20 protein-coding genes and 2 pseudogenes are annotated in these 18,095 nt (G+C 44.1%); 17 read left to right on the forward strand and 5 right to left on the reverse strand.

Annotation, left to right across the window (positions count from 1 at the left end; translation table 11 throughout):
• Together PLA01S_RS32180 and PLA01S_RS33120 are read left to right on the forward strand one after the other, a co-directional pair.
• On the forward strand, nucleotides 1-321 hold a 321-nt coding region (locus tag PLA01S_RS32180; RefSeq protein WP_218033672.1), incomplete at its 5' end, for a S26 family signal peptidase.
• Nucleotides 322-661: 340 nt separating this feature from the next.
• Nucleotides 662-967: pseudogene (locus PLA01S_RS33120) on the forward strand (GNAT family N-acetyltransferase); the annotation flags it as partial.
• Nucleotides 968-1,964: 997 nt separating this feature from the next.
• On the opposite strand, the gene PLA01S_RS28805 reads toward PLA01S_RS33120, so the two are convergent.
• Nucleotides 1,965-2,723 (reverse strand): SDR family oxidoreductase, encoded by a 759-nt coding sequence (locus PLA01S_RS28805; RefSeq protein WP_127595439.1) that lies wholly within the window; start codon nucleotides 2,721-2,723, stop codon nucleotides 1,965-1,967.
• Nucleotides 2,724-2,817: 94 nt separating this feature from the next.
• Nucleotides 2,818-3,693, reverse strand: a complete 876-nt coding sequence (locus PLA01S_RS28810) for an SDR family NAD(P)-dependent oxidoreductase (RefSeq protein ID WP_127595442.1) — start codon at nucleotides 3,691-3,693, stop codon at nucleotides 2,818-2,820.
• Between the two features lie 217 nt (nucleotides 3,694-3,910).
• Here PLA01S_RS28810 and PLA01S_RS28815 point away from each other — a divergent pair, with 217 nt between their 5' ends.
• The 11 genes and pseudogenes from PLA01S_RS28815 (at nucleotide 3,911) to PLA01S_RS32190 (ending at nucleotide 11,852) form a co-directional block, all read left to right on the forward strand.
• Nucleotides 3,911-4,393 carry a MerR family transcriptional regulator gene (locus PLA01S_RS28815; RefSeq protein WP_246059907.1) on the forward strand — a complete coding sequence of 161 codons (483 nt, stop codon included), beginning with the start codon at nucleotides 3,911-3,913 and terminating at the stop codon, nucleotides 4,391-4,393.
• Nucleotides 4,394-4,577: 184 nt separating this feature from the next.
• Entirely contained in the window at nucleotides 4,578-4,730 is a 153-nt protein-coding gene (locus tag PLA01S_RS32185) for a hypothetical protein (protein ID WP_164817537.1), read from the forward strand.
• Nucleotides 4,731-4,811: 81 nt separating this feature from the next.
• Nucleotides 4,812-4,937, forward strand: a pseudogene (locus PLA01S_RS28820) (recombinase family protein); the annotation flags it as partial.
• A gap of 12 nt (nucleotides 4,938-4,949) precedes the next feature.
• Nucleotides 4,950-5,648, forward strand: coding sequence for a hypothetical protein (locus tag PLA01S_RS28825; protein WP_127595447.1), 699 nt, complete (start codon nucleotides 4,950-4,952; stop codon nucleotides 5,646-5,648).
• Between the two features lie 515 nt (nucleotides 5,649-6,163).
• Nucleotides 6,164-6,514, forward strand: coding sequence for a response regulator (locus tag PLA01S_RS28830; RefSeq protein ID WP_127595450.1), 351 nt, complete (start codon nucleotides 6,164-6,166; stop codon nucleotides 6,512-6,514).
• A gap of 64 nt (nucleotides 6,515-6,578) precedes the next feature.
• The gene (locus PLA01S_RS32920; RefSeq protein ID WP_272868175.1) at nucleotides 6,579-6,707 is read left to right on the forward strand and encodes a hypothetical protein; all 129 of its coding nucleotides are present in this window, start codon (nucleotides 6,579-6,581) and stop codon (nucleotides 6,705-6,707) included.
• Nucleotides 6,708-6,840: 133 nt separating this feature from the next.
• Entirely contained in the window at nucleotides 6,841-7,758 is a 918-nt protein-coding gene (locus tag PLA01S_RS28835; RefSeq protein WP_127595453.1) for an ArsR/SmtB family transcription factor, read from the forward strand.
• 371 nt (nucleotides 7,759-8,129) lie between these two features.
• Nucleotides 8,130-9,458 (forward strand): ABC transporter substrate-binding protein, encoded by a 1,329-nt coding sequence (locus PLA01S_RS28840; protein WP_127595456.1) that lies wholly within the window; start codon nucleotides 8,130-8,132, stop codon nucleotides 9,456-9,458.
• 63 nt (nucleotides 9,459-9,521) lie between these two features.
• Nucleotides 9,522-10,457 carry a carbohydrate ABC transporter permease gene (locus PLA01S_RS28845; RefSeq protein ID WP_127595459.1) on the forward strand — a complete coding sequence of 312 codons (936 nt, stop codon included), beginning with the start codon at nucleotides 9,522-9,524 and terminating at the stop codon, nucleotides 10,455-10,457.
• A 12-nt stretch (nucleotides 10,458-10,469) separates the two neighbouring features.
• Entirely contained in the window at nucleotides 10,470-11,312 is an 843-nt protein-coding gene (locus PLA01S_RS28850; RefSeq protein WP_127595462.1) for a carbohydrate ABC transporter permease, read from the forward strand.
• A 378-nt stretch (nucleotides 11,313-11,690) separates the two neighbouring features.
• Nucleotides 11,691-11,852 (forward strand): hypothetical protein, encoded by a 162-nt coding sequence (locus tag PLA01S_RS32190; protein WP_164817538.1) that lies wholly within the window; start codon nucleotides 11,691-11,693, stop codon nucleotides 11,850-11,852.
• A 413-nt stretch (nucleotides 11,853-12,265) separates the two neighbouring features.
• On the opposite strand, the gene PLA01S_RS33125 is transcribed toward PLA01S_RS32190, so the two are convergent.
• Both PLA01S_RS33125 and PLA01S_RS28855 read right to left on the reverse strand, forming a co-directional pair.
• Complete coding sequence (locus PLA01S_RS33125) at nucleotides 12,266-12,442, reverse strand: S26 family signal peptidase (RefSeq protein WP_371860469.1); 177 nt, start codon at nucleotides 12,440-12,442, stop codon at nucleotides 12,266-12,268.
• Entirely contained in the window at nucleotides 12,393-12,602 is a 210-nt protein-coding gene (locus PLA01S_RS28855) for a hypothetical protein (protein WP_127595465.1), read from the reverse strand. Before PLA01S_RS28855 ends, PLA01S_RS33125 begins: the two co-directional genes overlap by 50 nt.
• Before the next feature lie 239 nt (nucleotides 12,603-12,841).
• Between PLA01S_RS28855 and PLA01S_RS28860 the strand changes: the two genes are divergently transcribed.
• The 3 genes from PLA01S_RS28860 to PLA01S_RS28865 are packed head-to-tail and all read left to right on the forward strand — an operon-like array spanning nucleotide 12,842 to nucleotide 14,045.
• A complete protein-coding gene (locus PLA01S_RS28860) occupies nucleotides 12,842-13,063 on the forward strand; it encodes a hypothetical protein (RefSeq protein ID WP_127595468.1) in 222 nt (73 codons plus the stop codon).
• A 26-nt stretch (nucleotides 13,064-13,089) separates the two neighbouring features.
• Entirely contained in the window at nucleotides 13,090-13,302 is a 213-nt protein-coding gene (locus PLA01S_RS32195) for a hypothetical protein (protein WP_164817539.1), read from the forward strand.
• Nucleotides 13,303-13,361: 59 nt separating this feature from the next.
• Entirely contained in the window at nucleotides 13,362-14,045 is a 684-nt protein-coding gene (locus PLA01S_RS28865; protein WP_127595471.1) for an AAA family ATPase, read from the forward strand.
• Nucleotides 14,046-15,335: 1,290 nt separating this feature from the next.
• Here PLA01S_RS28865 and PLA01S_RS28870 read toward each other — a convergent pair.
• Nucleotides 15,336-16,742 carry an extracellular solute-binding protein gene (locus tag PLA01S_RS28870; RefSeq protein ID WP_127595474.1) on the reverse strand — a complete coding sequence of 469 codons (1,407 nt, stop codon included), beginning with the start codon at nucleotides 16,740-16,742 and terminating at the stop codon, nucleotides 15,336-15,338.
• A gap of 325 nt (nucleotides 16,743-17,067) precedes the next feature.
• Between PLA01S_RS28870 and PLA01S_RS28875 the strand changes: the two genes are divergently transcribed.
• Nucleotides 17,068-18,078, forward strand: a complete 1,011-nt coding sequence (locus tag PLA01S_RS28875) for a zinc-dependent alcohol dehydrogenase (protein ID WP_127595477.1) — start codon at nucleotides 17,068-17,070, stop codon at nucleotides 18,076-18,078.
• The last annotated feature ends 17 nt before the right edge of the window (nucleotides 18,079-18,095 follow it).

The raw sequence follows: 18,095 nt of genomic DNA on the forward strand, positions 1-18,095 counted from the left end.
TTACCTGGCGAAAAAGTGAAGATTGAAAAAGGACAGATCTATATTAACGGGAAATTACTTGATGTTTTTTACGGAAGAGCACATCGACTCGGTGCTGATCTCGATAGTTTGAAAAAAGCTTTAGAGCGTGTTGACTTAGAAGATTACATACGAAAAAACATTGAAAACAATGTGGATTATTTTCAACAACTGAGCATGGAGGAAATCAAGATCCCCGAAGACAGTGCTTATCTTGTAGGCGATGATTGGTTACGCAGCAATGATAGCAAATTGTTCGGCCCATTACCCACAGATAAAATTGAGGGGAAAGTGGTGAGGTGATCGGCAGCCCGTAAAGCTAACGGGATACGTTAGTTGAACAACACACGAAAAGACAGCTGCCGGCATTACCGGCAGCCTATTCAGCGAACGGGCAGGTTATTAGCATAATGGCATCAGCTAACGAATAAGGGCAGTAATCTTTGACAAGGATTTTGACTATTAACAATTGAACTACTTATAAAAAATAATAAATGGTGGTGATATAAATGTTTACTGTAAGAAAAGCAAATGAAACGGACCTTTCGGATGTGGCTAACCTGTCTGAAATATAGGTCTCAGAATGTATCACTTACGGTTTGGGGGCTAATACCGAAGAGTTGTTGAGGAACAATATGGGGATTACTTCTGGGTTGCAGAAATCAACTCGGAAATTGTAGGCTATATAACTGGTAGTGTACATATAAGCGACGGGTTAGCTGTAATCGAGCAGGGAGAGCATTATCTAGAGGTAGATGAGGTATATGTTCGCCCTGAGTATCGAAGTGGAAATATAGGCCACGTGATGGTGGATAAGCTTCTTGAAGCCGCAGAAGGTAATGGCATAACTCGGTTTGTTGTATATTCTGCGACTAAGCAGTGGCAAAAAATAATTGGTTTTTACGAGAAGCATTGGTTTAAAATGTGGTTTGTTCAAATGTACCGTTAAGAGCATTACTTTACCTAAGGATTAAACTAACGGGAAACGTTAGTTTAATAGAAGACAAAAGAAGGCAGCCGTTTACGAGATCGGCTGCCTTTGTCCAACTAATGGGCAGGATGGTGGGATACAACGGCGAATACATACGTGATTTCAGTAAGGAGGTTCACTATGTCATGAGTACGGAACGGAAAAGAGGATCAAGTCAGGAAAACAGCAGAGAAGGGGCATAGCGTTGGCGTGTGCTCCTATTTGTCGTACATCCTTTTATAGAAACCAACTCAACTGCCGATCATTTCTCCGTGGCCGGCATTGTTCACCAGATGATTGAAAGTGGTGCTATCCCAAGTAGACTGCAGGGCCGAACGGACTGTCTCAGCAAAGGCCGCAAAGCTGAAGTATCCCCAACATCGAGTTGTAGAGCGACTGCTTTACGCCCCAGAGCTTCGATCTCAGCAACGACAGACTTTGCTTCTTCTGCTTGGCTACGATAGGTCAGGATGACATCGCCGCCATGTTTGCTCGACGTATCTAAATTCTCCATTTCGATAACCTCGATTTTGTTTTGGAAAATAATGTTTTTTACTTAGGCCGAGACGCCCTTATCGTGGGCGATGTTGATCAGTCTCCGCACGAAGCTCATGTAGCCCTCGCCGTGCACGGACGGTGCGAGACTGACGACCGATGATCGCACTCTAGCCAGCGCCAGCCAACGCCGCGACCTCCGATGCCGCCCCGTTCACGTAATTGGTGATCACGAACGGCTGCTCTAGCCCCCGTACGCTGCCCCATCGTCTCGACGCGTGAAGATCGATTGCGAGCGAGCCGGCTAATTCCGAGAAGCTGCCATTGTCATTGAGCGCCAGGTGACTGACGCCTTCTCAACGGCGGCGCCGCTTTGAAGGCTGTCCAGGTCATCAAGGGCGTTACGAAAACACGCATATTTTTCCTTACCTTCGTTTATCAGATAAAGAATGTTTAGCCAGTAGAGAGCTTGGACATTATCTTAGATCTGAGAGCCACCTCCGTCTACGGGGAGCTCGGCCCCGGTTGTGTAAGTGGCGTCGAACGCAAGGAATGCGACTGCTTTGGCAACCTCGAGGGGGTCGCCGAATCGCAGCATTGGGATCTGCTGTCTAATCTGCGCCTTGGTCTGATCTGCAGCTTCCTTCGGCATCGACCTCTCCAAGCTGCCGGTATCGATGGGGCCGGGGCTGACCGCGTTGACGCGAATCTTCCGCGGCAACAGCTCGCGGGCCAGACTGCGAGTCATAGAGCGTAGCGATGCTTTACTGGCCGCGTACGCACTGATCATCGGGATACCCAATACGTTCGAGATAGAGGTGGTGAGTACCACGCCGCTTCCTGCGCTTAGCAATGGGGCGAGTTTCTGCACGGCGAAGTACGGACCTTTGGCGTTAATTGTAAGTAACTCGTCGTACACTTCTTCGGTCATCGACTCAAAGGGGACGTAGCGCGAGATGCCGGCGTTAACGAACAGGGCATCGATCGTGCCGAACTCTGCCTTGACCCGGTCGGCCAACTCGTCGATATCCGTCAACGACGCGGCGTCGCTCAGCACTGCGACCGCGTTGTTGCCAAGTTTTTCACAAGCCGAGTCGAGCTTAGCCTGGGTACGCCCGGTGATCAGAACGCGTGCTCCTTCATCCGCTAGCAGCATCGCCGTCGCGAGGCCGAACCCGCTGCTACCTCCCGTGATCACTACTTTCTTGCCTGCGTATTTACTTACTGGATTGTTTTCCATTCTACTCTTCCTCCCTTGGTTTATCCGGTATAGGAGCTCGCTAAACTAACGGGCACGAGCCCGACAAAGCGGGCATCCATCTGGCATATGGTGCTTACGCTCTAGCGTTGGCCTCAATTCTGGCCTCTTGTTTAAATTGCTGGCGATAAATCTCTTCCAGGCGTTTTAGTAGTTGCGGAGCAGACTCTCTGAAGGGGAGCGATTGAATCTTTCCTTTGATAAGAAATACGCCTGTCTTGCTCCGATGTTCCCCTACGGCGCTGTCAAACAGTAAACCGGCCCCATGCGTTGGGGGCGAGGAGAAGCGCATAAATGACTTCATCCAGATGGGCAGACCGGATTTTTGGCCTTTACGCACCGTATTGTTGACTCCTGGATCAACGCTGCGGATAAGTATTCCCTCATTAGCAAGGGAAGGAGCTATGGCCTCCGTCCATAGCGAAAGCGCCAGCTTGGAAGCAGCGTAAGGTCCAACGACTTTGCGGAATTTTTGCGGGCGCTCAAGCAGCTCGAGATTAAACGATTTTCTCATGTTTAACGCGGAAGACGAGGTATTAATGACTGTCTTGAGGCGTCCCTTCAGCAGCAAGTCCTTGAGCTCCATCAAAATGATGTAAGGTACGACGGTCATCAGCTCATAGTGGGTCTCCCGGCCTTGCCTGGAATAGGTAAGCTCAGGAAAGCTCTGGCCGGCATTATTGAAGATGACGTCGATATACGGCTCGTTATTATGAAGTTTCTGCAGCGCAAGCCGCAAACTATCATAATCGGTAAGATCGGCAACCTTGTAAATCCTTAATTGTTCGGAGCTAATGACTTTTTGCAGTTCCACATCCTCAGTCGGCACCTCAGAGCGGTTTAGAGCAATGACCTGCCAGCCCTTAGCAAGCAGTTTTCTAGCCAACTCCAGCCCGATTCCTGAGTTTGCTCCCGTAATCATCGCAACGTGTTCACTTTTATTGCTTTGCATGTTATCGCCTCCCATTGAGTGGGCAGAATGGTGTTCCTGCCGATAGGAAACAGTTTAAATATTGGAGTCGGCTCCAAGTCAAGAGGACCAATTCAAATTTATTAGAACCCCTCAAGTTGCTTGACCTGGAGTTGACTCCAGGTTATATAATGGCGTTAAACACGATGTTCTGAACAATAGGGGCTCCGGCCCAACAATACGAAGGGGGAATATCGTTATGAGTATGGGTTTGGATCAAGACGCAGCATTCAGTATCAAGCAAACTGCCGAGCAAACCGGCATTTCCGAGGATACCATCCGATATTATGAAAAAATTTCATTGCTGCCGCGGATGGAAAGGAAAGTGAATGGTCACCGGATCTACCGGGAGAAGGATATCGAGACCCTCAAGCTTATAGGTTTCCTGAAGAAGACGGGGATGCCGCTGGAGAAAATGAAACCTTTTTTACAGGTGTCTGCCGACTGGGGATCCGCCGATTATCCCGAGTTGGTTGACTTCATGAGGCGGCACCGCGAACATATCGTGCAACAGATTCATTTGTTGCAGCAGGTCGTGGATTTTATCGATCTGAAGCTGGAACAGGGGACAAATTGTCAGAACTATCCGGTCGAAGACCGAACGGGTGCCTCTGAACAGGCAGGGAAGCAATTGAAGGCCAAAAGAGTATCTCCTTTAGAACTGGGTTATTTTCCACAGTGAACTTCGTTATTGAACAATTCCCTCACTTTTGCCATATTTAAGCGAAATAGATATCGGGTGACAAGGATATATATCTTTCCGGATCGTGATACGATAAGAAAAGACTTTCCCGCGTATCGAGGGCAGAAATTTGTTCGATATCGTCCACGCTCAACTAAAGGGTAGCATTAGGTTCAAGTAATCGATGAGACGAAGAAGGGGAAACCGAAATGAAGACGAACAAGTGATGGACCACCTATACTGGGCGGACGGACGTATCTTGGATGCGCTCGAGGAGAGTGAGACGAAGAACAAGGACCTTCTGGGGCTGGTTCGGCACATACAATTCCTGAGTTAGGAACTTTATTGCTTCAAACAGCGGAGCGGCAGACTAGGGCATGAGTCAAATCTAGACTGTCGCTTCTTCAAAGGATATAAGAAGATTGCAACGCAACTGAACGAGATGGGAAAACAGACAAAAAATCAAACCCAGTTTAGTACCAACACAGTAAAAACAATTCTCGAAAATGAGATTTATATTGACTGTTCCGATGCTTTCAAATAAGTAGAAGAGGGATTGCTCAAAAGTATATTGCTTGATCATATACATTGTATTTCTCAGCTGAAGGAGCTCAAAAAAGCGGATAAGTTTGCTGAATTCCCCATCATATGTCCCTATGCATATGCTTATGTTTTCTGGAGAAAGTCTCTCCTAAAGGAAGAATATTTCTACAGTGATAATCTGTGCAGAACGATGGAGCATAACTCTTTTTATAGATCACCATTAATTATAAGGGATCTTTTGGAGTACTTTGCAGACCAAATTGTCAGACATCAAATAAGTGTATCGGGAGGTATCCATCCTAAGAGTTTATTCTGGGTACTTGAAAAAATAGTGACTAAGTTTAGTAACAATTTCTTTAAGGCGTGGTTGAGTATAGCAGGGAAGAAAAGTCAAGAAACTAGTGTTCCTCGCTGGAACGATATCGAAAAAATGAAGGATTTGTGTTTTCCTAACATAGCTTTTAAATACACCCAGAAGGAAAATGGCTCCTTAATTTCCGTTGAATTTTACCATTTAGCTTCAGAACAATCAGAACAATCAGTTATCCAATACAATTGTCCGTATCAAGATGAACTAAGCAAAGAAGCAATCCAATCTATGTTATCATTTACACCTCAGAAAATTGCAATGTTAGTCATGAGCAAACCAGATGATGAGAATATACAACTCCAAAAATCGGTTGATCTATATGTTAAAAAATTGTATTTTTAAAACCCGTTGATGTTTAATTCCAACGGGTTTTTATTTTTTATTAAAACAATGATGGAAGAAATCTATGAGGGAAAAGGGCAAGTTACGGCAAAGGGTACAAGTTCTTGTCCCTTTAACGAACATGTTCTTGTCCTCCGACAATGACACAAACAATCCTCCATTGTCGGAGGACATATCTGTTCATCCGGGTTTATCCTTGAAGCTGCCGCGTACGTTTGGGGTGCATTCCAGAAATCCAGTTTATGGGCACTTTGGCTCTCAAATCTTTAATGTTGCACAAACACTTTTGTCTGCTCAAGATAAGTAATTAATATTTGAAGTGAGGCTAGGTGATTGGAAGACCGTCAAGTTGTGTTTGTACTAGTCTTATAAGACGTTGATTGATTTTTTTGTTTATAGCAAGCGATAGTCACCGTATACTTATTATCAAAAACGGATCTGAGGGCATTATTAAGTCTGAGCTGAATATTGGAAGAATCGCATTTCATATTACATCATAAACGGGGGAACGTGGAATGAAGATTTTGATAGTCGATGATGAACCAAGACATTGCAGGGGTATGGCCGGTATGATTCGATCAACTCGTTCCCATGCGCAGGTAATTATCGCGAAGGACGGCTTAAAAGGACTTGAAGTAGCTCAGATCAATCGACCAGATGTCAGAATAACCGATATTCGTATGCCGAATATGGACGGGCTTACGCTACTCTCCCATCTTTCAAAGGGTGATTATAAACCAAAAGTAGTTATGCTAAGTGCTTATAATTTGTTTTATTACGCACAGCAAGTGATCCGTCACGGAGCTTTTGATTATTTACTGAAGCCAGTCGATATCGATAAGTTGGAAGAGGTTCTGGCGAATTGAGATAGAACTTTCCAAGGAAGCTGCGGATCGAATTGAGGCCAGATATATTCAGGAGAGGCTCTCGATGACGGTCACTTCGCACCGTAAACAATTGGTGTTGGATTGGCTATTTGGCACCTTGTCCACAGACGGTCGGAGAGAACTAGAAGTGACCGGCGTATGTCATAGCGATCTGAGCAGTGTCTACACCTGAAAATATAACAACTGCAGTAAAGGGCCTACGTATATCACAGCTGTTGATCTTAGGGAGTTACGGAGATATGGTTGTAACGTATAATGATAACCAGCAATGTAGATAAAACTCGTAATAGGGGGAAAAGCGCAAAATGTTGGAGTTGTCAATCGATGAAGCGGAACGACTGAGAAAAGTGGCACATGCATTAGCTTCGGAAGTCCGGATAAACATTCTAAAGCTTTTGAATCATAGACAGGAAAATATTGTCGATATTGCTGAAAAATTAGATCTGCCTGTATCAACGGTCGCCTTCAATGTTCGGATTATGGAAAATGCGGGCATTATCGCGACAGAGGTACTGCCCGCATCCAGAGGCACAATGAAGGTTTGCACACGAACGTTTGATGATATACGTATGAGTTTGAAATTAACCAACGGAATCTACAGTCCGACCAATCTGCACCAGATTGAGATGCCCGTTGGCTGTTATACGGATTGCGAAATCCATTCGACATGCGGCTTGATCACCGAATCCGGAATGGTTCAACCGCCGGACGAGCCGGCCTACTTTTTTCATCCAAGCCGAATTTCTGCACAACTGATCTGGTTTTCCCGCGGATATGTAGAATATAAATTTCCTCTGTTTTCAGAGAGAGACGTAGACATTAAATCCATTCAGTTTTCGATGGAGTTATGTTCAGAAACATTTCTTTACGATCATAACTGGCCGTCTGATATTACGATTTGGATCAATGATGTCGAAATCGGAACATGGACTTCTCCTGGTGACTTTGGGGACCGCAGGGGAAAGCTGAACCCGCCATGGCTACCCGATAGTCATACGCAATACGGGCTGCTGAAAACCTGGAAAGTTGATAACTCAGGGAGCTTCCTCGACGACGTTGCTGTTTCTGAGGTGAAGCTAGATGATCTTAGTCTGCTCGAGAATAAGTTGATTAGTTTACGAATCGGGATCAAGCCGGATGCAGAGCATATTGGAGGCATCAATATTTTCGGCAAGCAGTTTGGTGATTATGATCAAGATATCATAATGAGAATCATCTATTGAATCATAGCATCCCAAGGATTGTATAACCGACATGTATAGTCCGATTTGAAAATGCTGTTGATGTTTGTAAAACCAGTCGAAACGGGTCGGATCAAGGGGCTTTTCCTGTACAGGGAAGCCTCTTTTTTATTATTTTGATGTAGGTTTGAAGGTTATAAATTCATTCATTACAAATGTTTTGTTTTAATTAAAAAAATGATAAAAAAGTATTGACGAATGGATTTAGATTGTTTAAAGTTTGGTTTATCTTTACCAGTTGTTGCTAAATCCAATAATTAAGAGGGAGAGGAGAGCGGTAACGAGAACACTTAACCAACGAAGAATGTAAGCGGAATTTTGTTTAGTTATATCACTTTATAAGGGGGATTTTTATGAAAACTTCCAAGCTCTATAAAGTCGCATTAGGGATGCTGCTTGTTATGTCATTCGTGTTAAGTGCATGCTCATTAGGCAATGAAGGTAAAACCGACATCGGAAATGAAAACGCTTCAAAAGAGCCGGAAACCGCTCCCGGTGAGAAAGTCACCATCACCTACTGGAACATGTTCGGCGGAGGTGACGGCGTCATTATGAACGAACTGGTGAAAAAATTTAACGATGAACATAAAGGCAAAATCGAAGTGAAGGCATTGACACAGGATTGGGGCCAGTTTTATACCAAGCTGCAAACCGCAGTCGCAGGTGGCAATGCGCCTGATCTTGCGGTATCCCATACGTCCAAATTAAGCGAGTTGGTAGAACTGAAAATCATAGAGCCATTAGATCCATATATCGATTCGATGGGCATTGATCTAAGCGGATTCAATGCAAACATGGTAAACGCAACGTTATTTAACGATCAGCAATATGCCTTGCCGCTGGATGCTCATCCGCTCATCCTGTATTACAACAAAAAAATATTGCGTGAGTTGAATTTGCTGAACGAAAATGAAAAGCCAATCATTGAACCCGGTCCGGAAGGCTTCAACAGCTTTCTGCAAAAAATCAAAGACGGCGTTCCCAAAGGTAATGTGAATATGCTGCTCGGCTCTACAGGCGAGGATCCTTACCGGATCTGGTGGGCGCTTTACAACCAGCTTGGAGGAGAGGGCCTGTTTGATGAATCCGGCCAAAAGGTGACGTTAAATAATCTGCAGGGCAAACAGGCTGCAGAATATATTAGCAACTGGTTTGAGAGCGGCTTGATACCAAGAAACCTTCCTAAAATCGGCGAGACATTCCAAGCGGGGAAGGGTGCCTTGATGCCAACAGGGGTCTGGTTTACGAGCACACTGGAAGGAACAAAAGGACTGGAATTTGGAGCTATTCCTTTCCCGCAAATTTATGATAAGCCTGCAACCTGGATTGATTCACACAACTTTATTTTGCCGGTCCAGAAAAAAGGACAGGACGAAAACAAGGTAAAAGCATCGATCACGTTTGCAAAATGGGTGACAGACAACGCAGCTGAATGGTCCAAGGCCGGGCATATTCCTCCTTCCACAACGGCTGTCGAGTCAGAAGCGTTCAAAAATTTGCCTTATCGCCAGGATTATTTGCAGGCAGGCAACGATGGTGTATATTTGCCAAGATCTCCAAAAATGTGGCCGGCAAAAGACCAGCTTGTGCAGGCATTAGATACGATCTGGTCTGGTAAAGCACCTGTCGATAAAGGACTGGACGCAGCGGTACAAAGCATGGAAAAGCTTCTGAAACGATAGGCTGTTGCATTTGCATCGGAGTTACCGAGGGTGTAACTCCGATGCACTATGGGAGGTTGAATCATGAATCCGGTAACGGTAAAAGATCCTAGTCTGGTTGATATGTCCATAGGCAAGCGAAAAAGAAAGCTGCAGAACGAATTGCTGGCAACCGGTTTTCTTGCCCCGTATTTTTTTTTCTTTATTCTCTTTTCGATTGTGCCGATTTTCTACGGACTGTTCGTCAGCTTTCATGATTGGACGCTGATTGGCAAAGAAGGCTTTGTCGGCCTTCAAAATTACCTCTATGCACTGAAAGATTCGGATTTCTGGGCTTCTCTTTGGAATACGACCTACTTCGCCTTAATCTCCACCCCATTTATGATCGTAACGCCTTTCCTGCTTGCCTTAATTCTTGATTCAAAGGTAAAAGGAAAGACCTTTCTGAGAACTGTGTTTTTCATGCCAAATGTATTGTCCGTAGCGGTGGTCAGCTTTGTCTGGATATTTCTTCTAGCGCCTTATTCAGGCTTAGTGAACACGGTGCTGCATAATCTCGGGATTCTCAGCCCGGAATCCGAAATTTTCTGGTTGAATGAACCGCAGCTTGCCTGGATTTCCATCGTGATGATTACACTTTGGTGGACACAGGGCTTTAACATGATCGTGCTACTCGCGGGGCTGCAGGATATTCCTGCTGAACATTACGAGGCAGCGACATTGGATGGAGCCAACGCTTGGCAAAGACTCAAATTTATCACATTGCCTGCGATGCGAGGCCTTCTCGTACTGATTACGGTACTTCAAGTAATAGCGTCGTTTAAAGTATTCGGCCAGGTATGGCTGGTTACCCGCGGCGGGCCAGGGAATGAAACACGGACGATGATTCAATACATTTATGAAACCGGCTTTACCGCCAACGATCTTGGATTATCAACCTCGATGTCATTTATTTTCTTTGTCTTTCTGACGGTACTTTCATTCTTGCAGTTTAAAATTTTCGGTAAAAAAAGTGATTGAGGTGATGAGGAAATGGGTGATTTCGCTGGCTCCAAACGGTGGACGGGTCCAAAAATACTGCTGCACATCTTAGCTTACGGTTTGGCAACTATCTTTGTCGTTCCGGTGATCTACATGATATTCACATCTCTAAAACCGCAGGGTAGTGCGATGGGCGATCTGATGGACCGTTTCCTGCCGCCGTTTTCGTTCGAAAACTACGCTTATATTTTTGAGAATGCGCCGGTGATCAAATGGACCATGAACAGCTTAACCATCGCTGTTATTGTACCTGTACTCAGCTTGGCCATGGCTTCACTCGCCGCATTTGCTTTATCGCGGATCGATTTCAGTTATAAGAAGTTAGCTTTCTGGCTTATTCTCAGTGGAATGATGATTCCCGGCGAAGCGACGATTGTTTCTTTGTATATGGTAGCTAACAGCTTAGGGATTCTGGATTCCTATGCTGCCCTCATTTTGCCGGGTCTCGCTGGACCGCTTGGTGTACTAATCATGAAGCAATTTTTCGACGGGATGCCGAATGAGCTGGTGGAAGCTGCGAAAATAGACGGTTGCAGTTTATTTCGGGTGTGGTGGAACATTTTTATTCCATTATCCAAACCGGTGCTGGCTACCTTGATGATCTTTTCTTTCCTAGGCACTTGGAATGATTTTTTGTGGCCGTTTCTGGCAATTCAATCGGAGGATTTGTTTACGCTTCCCATCGGTATCCCGTTTTTTATGAGCTCATATAACCAGGACGAAACCTTGCCAATGACGGTGAATGCGTATGCTTCGATCCCGATCATTATCATCTTTATTATTTTCCAAAAGTATATCGTCAAGGGTGTTACGTTATCTGGAATTAAGGGTTGAATAAGAAATTAATAGGTCCTGTAAGAAATTCGAAAGAAAATCCGTATAGAAAAGTTAGGATGTAGTGATAAGCAGCGAAAAAAAAGCGCCGATGGGCTTGGTAAGATGAAATTATCGAGCCCATCGCGCTTTTTTTTACGAAGCCCTTTACATCGGACAGGATGGCTTAGAGTAGGATGTTGTAGTTTTACAAGGTTGTTAGTTTTGCGTAAGTTTGATCGATAGGAGCTGGACGATCCTCGGTTTAAGCTTAATTACGAATCCTTAAACAACCTATATGTACGATCTCAGGAGGCGAAAAAGATGTTAATCATGCAGTTACCATATATTTCGGAACACCTATTAAATATGGCGTTTCGTTCATCGGTCTAGATGCGGATGGCAGGAAGAGCGCAACGGTCAAAGAACAACCCGTTCGGTGCTGGAGATACGCTGATGTACCGTGACATTTGGGCCGAAATCGATCTGACGCAAATCCGCGAGAAGAGGAATCGTTCTCTTGAGATTGGAATAAAAGCGATAAAAGCTTTGTTCCAATAACAAACTAAACTATGTAATCATCAAAACCAATTGTTGTCGGGGGACAAGAACATAGTCCCATTGAAAGTCGCTAAAATAGCGGATTTTTTGTTTTATCGGTACAAATTCTTGTCCCGAGCCAAGGACAAAAACTTGTACCGATTGCCGTAAAGGACAAGAACATAGTCCAATTACCGATTAGATAAGTATCTATCTAACTATGTTTCCATGCAATTTCATTAAGCTAACGGGCAGGTTAGTTTGAAAAGGAAACAAAGGTAACGATAGCTTAATAAAACCAATAAAGCAGCTGGCCAACGTGATCAGATGATTTTGTTTTAGGCTTTAGCCAGTTGAGTGCGTGAAACAAAACCACCCGCTACGCGGGTGGAGGGATGTCTAATGACACAAAAGTGTCAACATTGCACGAGAGTTTACTTTTTGTATCCAATAACTGTACCTATGATATCCTTTTTATGAATCGGGCCAAATTTGAAACTATCGACACTTCGCCACCAATTATCGCCTATAACAAAATAATGTTCCTGAGGAATTGTGATTTCATCCCCATTCACCTGAATGATACTCAAATGTCCCCTGATCCATCTCATCAATTAAGTTTTCTATTAGTATGGTATCTTCAGGCACATCTTTCATTTCACTAACGTAATAAGGAGTCACTGTATCACTAATCGTTTGAGGTGTTGATTCTTGAATATGACAACCGGTTACCAAGAATAACAGGATGAATGCAAACCATACGATTCTCATCTTTCCCCTCCAAGGTATATAAAATTTTATTGAGTTTGCATTAAGAAATCATATCGATCGTCCCCAAAACTCATTGAGGTGGCAATTGCTCACTATAATACTACACTACATTCAAGTTTAGGAATAAGCCCCTTAGAAGCTATGGAGCAGAGAATAAAGCATCAGGATATGATTCCACGTCAACTGTTGGAACACGAAAGGAATGAGGCTATTTTTTTTCCTTACAAGCAAGTCGTATCGTGCAGGGGAATAGCAAGACAGGAAAAAGGTCCCACATTAATTACGAAGGTGTTCCGTACACAAGCACTCTGTTAGCTAGAAACTATAGTTTAGTTGGTGAAAAGTTGATTGTCGAGGTAAATATCGATGATATTTCTACCTTGAAAGCTTATCTTTCCGATGGTCAAGAACTGGATTATTTAAAAGCAAAAGGGGGGGGGGAAGAAAACCGCATTCTTTAAAGACAAGAAAAGTCATCAACAAACTGGTGCGGGATAACAAATTAAAATTTGATGATGCATTTTCCCCAATTGATGCGTTTGAAAGTTGGTTAGAAGAGAACTCAACGATACATAAAGGTCCCCGCAACCAATTGGCTGCTCTTCAAAGATATAAGACAAAAACAATACCTCCGGTGGAGAACACCGATGAGTTTAAAACCGTGTTAAACGATGGTATCGAAGAAGAACTGATCAGTTAGGATGTAATCAATAATATCGAGGATCTGCGGAGCAAATTTAAAACTAATTGCAAAAATAGATGAGTTGGTTGGTGGGAAAAATGAGCAAACAAATCAATGAAGTTACAATTTACACAAGACCAGAGGTCCCAATTGGAAGCCATCCAGTAGAAACAGATGATTATCAAATTCCAACAAACGAAATTTTGAAGGTTTTTGCAGCTGTTTCCCGTTGGATTAGGCTTAGAGTTACAGGGGCAACCATTTACGGGAGACCAAGGTTAGGTAAAACCTGGATGGTAAAATTTCTTGAGAAAAATCTTCCGAAAGAAATAGGAATAGAGTTTCCGATCCATCATATTGTCAGTCTTCATTCTAAAATTGCAAAGGAAGAAGAGTTTCTTGAGACGTTATTGATGGATATGGGGCATGATTTTGCTCTATCAGGAAAAACAAGTGCCAAACGAAACCGTTTACTCTCCTTTTTGTACCAACAGGGAAATGCGAATCGATTTAGAATTGTCTTGTTATTTATAGATGAAGCTCAATGTCTAGACGAACAACATTATGAATGGCTTATTGATTATTACAACAAATTAGACAGGTTAAATGTAACTCTTGTACTAATACTAGTTGAACAAGAGCAGCTCAATGCACAACAATTAGTGTTTAGCCATGGTCATGCCGACCAGATCATCCAAAGATTCATGAACGAAGAACATAAGTTTATTGGCATCCGATCACTTGAGGATATCCACGTTTAAAATGCTACGATGAGTTAAGCGAATAACGCTGGGAGCGGGTGGTCATTTACACGATATTACTTTCCGGAAGCTTTCGCTGCAGGCGAAAGGCTGCAAGATTTTTCTAAAGATATATTTGAAACATTTACAACATTACGGCAGAAATACAATCTGAAAGGCGTATTCGAAGTACCTATGAAAGATATGACGATGGCCGTGAAAATTGTATTATTGGACCATGGAAAAAACAGTTCAAAGCCTCAGTATTGGATTAAGATTCAATATTAAAAACAAATTATATCATCTCAGAGCAGCGGAAAAATCCTAGGTCTTCAAAACAAAAAGGTTAGACCATCATATTGAGGTGATCGCTAAGCAAGACGTTATTAAGTTAGATAATGACAAACTGGCAGCTGAACAGTATCTTAGAGAGCTTAAAATATTATCGACAATTAAATGATCGTTGATATACAACGGGCACACCCCAGTGGTATCCACCAATGTTTGAAGGCGAACAATACGAATTATATGAAAAACTTATGCAGCCTTACTCCACGCGATTGGCGGAGGAACTTCAAATCAATTCCCTAAGTGAAAACTGCATCCCGTATTTTACCTCGTCGGTCAGGTTCGATATAACTCGATTGCTGGCCATCTCAGAAGATCCGGTCTGGCCCAGTCGCCGATTTCTTTCGCCAAACGAGTACAGTATGCTAAGGTTCATAGATGGTAATCGTACCCTGAGCAACATCGCAACCATGACAGGGATCGAAGTTACCCCTTGTATTAGAGGTATGTGGAATTTATATTTAGATTATAAAGCATCGAGTAGCAACCTTAGGCGAAAGCCATTATTCATATGAATTTTATCAAAAGTCGTTTCCCTTTCTAATGAAAAGATAGCTAACGGGTAGGATACCCTGATTAATGTGAAAAATTATTTTGTGCGAAAAACCTACTGTATAAAGATATAGAACATGGTGCTATTACCGATTTGCTGGTGATGTCTAAACAACGGGTAATTGATGCTGCTTTTAACTGTTCCGACTCTGATGAGGTTGATTGGGAGAGTTTCACTCTTCAAGATGCTACAAGGTTTAGACTAATGTCGGTCGCCATTAATACGGTAGCCCAAGGCACTAAACTTAGCCCATATGGCGAAGAACTGAATCATGAGTAGCTGTGTATAAGATTTAGTAATAAGTCGTTAAATATTCACCTGTGCGAAGAGACCGGCACGCAGCCGATCTCTTTTTGTGTTCTGGAATTGAATTTCAATTTTGGAACGATGCACGTTCTACTCTCAACCTCTTAACCCACCGGTTTCGTAACTAAAGCCTCTTCCAGATTTTTGCAGCAGGTATCCAAGTCAGTGATACCCGCCCAATAAAGCTTAAGTTCACCGCGCATACGCTTTAGAACTTCCCCGGACAGCCCGATTTCAGAGTGAAGCCGAAAGCTGCGAATAATTTCCCTGTAGAGAGGGAACCTGGGAGGCTCGGTCACGGGGGAGGCCTGCTCAGGCTCTCTGCCGCTTTCCGCGGCCCTTTTGTAAGCCGGTATGCTTAACGTGCTGCTGCGGACTAAACGTTGGAAATCCAGAGAAGACAGCTCCGTAATCAATGCCTTTGCCGCTTCCTTGTGAATAGATTTTGAGGATATCGCGAGTCCAATGACCAAGTTCAATGTATCGGCCGATTGAAGGGCGGGCAAAGGGGCGATGTCGAATCGAAACGGCGCGTCATGAAATTGATTCAGCCCAAAATATGAGGTCATAATTATGCTGATTTTCCCGCTGCGAAACAGCTCTTCGGCTTCGGCATTATTTTGTGACAAGAGGGAGGTCAATCCTTGGGTGACCAAGATATCTCGGCTCATCCGAATCGCTTCCCGCACGGCTGGACGGTTGAACACGAGCCCCTTTGTGGCTCCATCCCTCAACTTTTCGCCGCTTTGAAGCAGAAAGACGGGCCATCGATTGTCTGATAAAGCATGATAGTAGAAACCGACCCGATTATTGCTTCGTCCAATTTCCCCGGCCACACGAAGCAGTTCGTCCCAACTCCAGCTGCTGTCCGGTTCCGGCAGGTCGTATTCCGAGAAGTGATCCTTATTGTAGGCAAGAATGACTGGAGAAAAGACGAAAGGCATCGCAAACAATTGATTGTTCGATTGAAAAGCCTTAAACAGGAACGGGTAGATTCCCGACTCCGGTTCAAGAGGTTCTAAGATGTCTGCAACCCCGGTGGATTCCTCAAGCTCCGCAAAGCTCTGATGGTTAAACATAGCCACATCGATCAAGCCAGCATCCAAATAGTGTTTCATCAGATGAAGTTCGTCGAATTTGAAAGGAACGGGGATCAGTTCTACTTGAATATCCGGGTGACGTTCATGAAAAAGTTTGATTAAACCAGTTAATCCGGCTTGTTTGTGCATGGAGGGATAATAACCGAATCGCAGTATCGTAGTCGGTTTTGGACCCGGGAGGGTCGCTTTTGAACCGACCCGCGGTATTTTGAGTACATAACCCTGCCCCACCAGCACATCCAAACCTTTGCGTACAGAATGTTTACTGATGTCGTATTTTTCAGCCAACTCTAACTCCGACGGCAAAAAATCGCCGCTGCCGAGCTTTCCGGATTCAATATCGTTCCGTATGCCGGCAATCATATCATCCAGTTTATTTCGCAGTACAGAATGTCTTGTTTTTCGGCTCATTCTGGTTCCCCCCTGATCTTAATGTGGTCACAATATACTCTTCTTAATCTTTCTGATTCGTATCTAGATGCACATAGTACTAACCGTTATATGCGTTCATACATATTTAATAGTATAAAACATATAAATGTCTCTGTCACTCGGTAACAGTGATTAACATGAGAGAAGACGGCGAGAAAACACCAGTTTTATTTTTCGAAAAAGGTTTGACAGCGCTTACTATTTCTCTTTATAATTTAACCAGATACGTATCAGATGCTTAAAAAAATGATATAAGTTTATTTATTACGTTTGTGGTTGAATTGAATTCATGGAGGGAAAACCATTGAATATTGTTGTTGCTAAAGGAGGTTCCATTCAAACCGACTTAGAATCTAAGCCAAAACTTATGCCCAATCATGTGATGATCCGCACTGTATGTTCTGCTATCAGTCCGGGAACGGAACTGATGATCGCGCGACGGCCCAATAAAGAGGCCGTGCCCCTCGGCTATAGCGCAGCGGGGTATGTAGAGGATATTGACGGTGAATGCCCCGGCTTGACGATAGGCCAGCGGGTCGCCTGTTACGGCGGCCCGTACGTGCGACATGCCGAATGGTTGTGTGTGCCCAGGAACCTCGTTGTTCCGATTCCGGATTCAGTCGGATTCGAGGAGGCATCCTTCGTTGGACTCGGAGCGATCGCCATTCATGCACTACGTAAGGCATCTCTACAATTCGGAGAAACGGTGGTGGTTGTCGGACTAGGAATCATCGGACAGCTAGTCTGCCAAATTGCTAGCGCAGCATCTTACCGGGTTCTTGCTTACGACTTGCTGTCGGAGAGAAACGGCCAGTTGAAGTCGCTTGTTCCCGGCGCTTTCGTAGCTGATAGCTTGGAAGCGCTCAACTCGGAGGCATCACGGCAATCGGGAGGAGCCGGTGTAGATGCGGTACTTCTCTGTGCGAACGGTCCGGACGGAAGTTTAATCGATTACGGACTACGCTGCGTTCGTCAGCAGGGGCATGTCGTAATTGTGGGAGATATGAAGCTTGATTTTAATCGTGAGCTTCTGTTTGCAAAAGAAGCTAATGTGACGGTCTCCAAGGCTGGTGGACCTGGCCGCGGCGACCTCGCCTATGAGCGGAACGGACACGACTATCCGATCGGATACGTCCGCTGGACGGAGGGACGCAATATGAGGGAATATTTACAGATGTTGGAGCGTCGGTCCATTCGTATAAGTTCTTTGATTTCCGAAGAGGTTCCATTTTCACAAGTGTTAAGAGCATATGAGAGATACAAGATGATGCCACAGCAAACGATGGGTATGTTGATTCGTTATGATCATTATTAAATCGATTGGGAGGTTTA

Origin of the sequence: Paenibacillus lautus NBRC 15380 (assembly GCF_004000945.1) — a bacterium.
Lineage (GTDB): Bacteria > Bacillota > Bacilli > Paenibacillales > Paenibacillaceae > Paenibacillus_AQ > Paenibacillus_AQ lautus.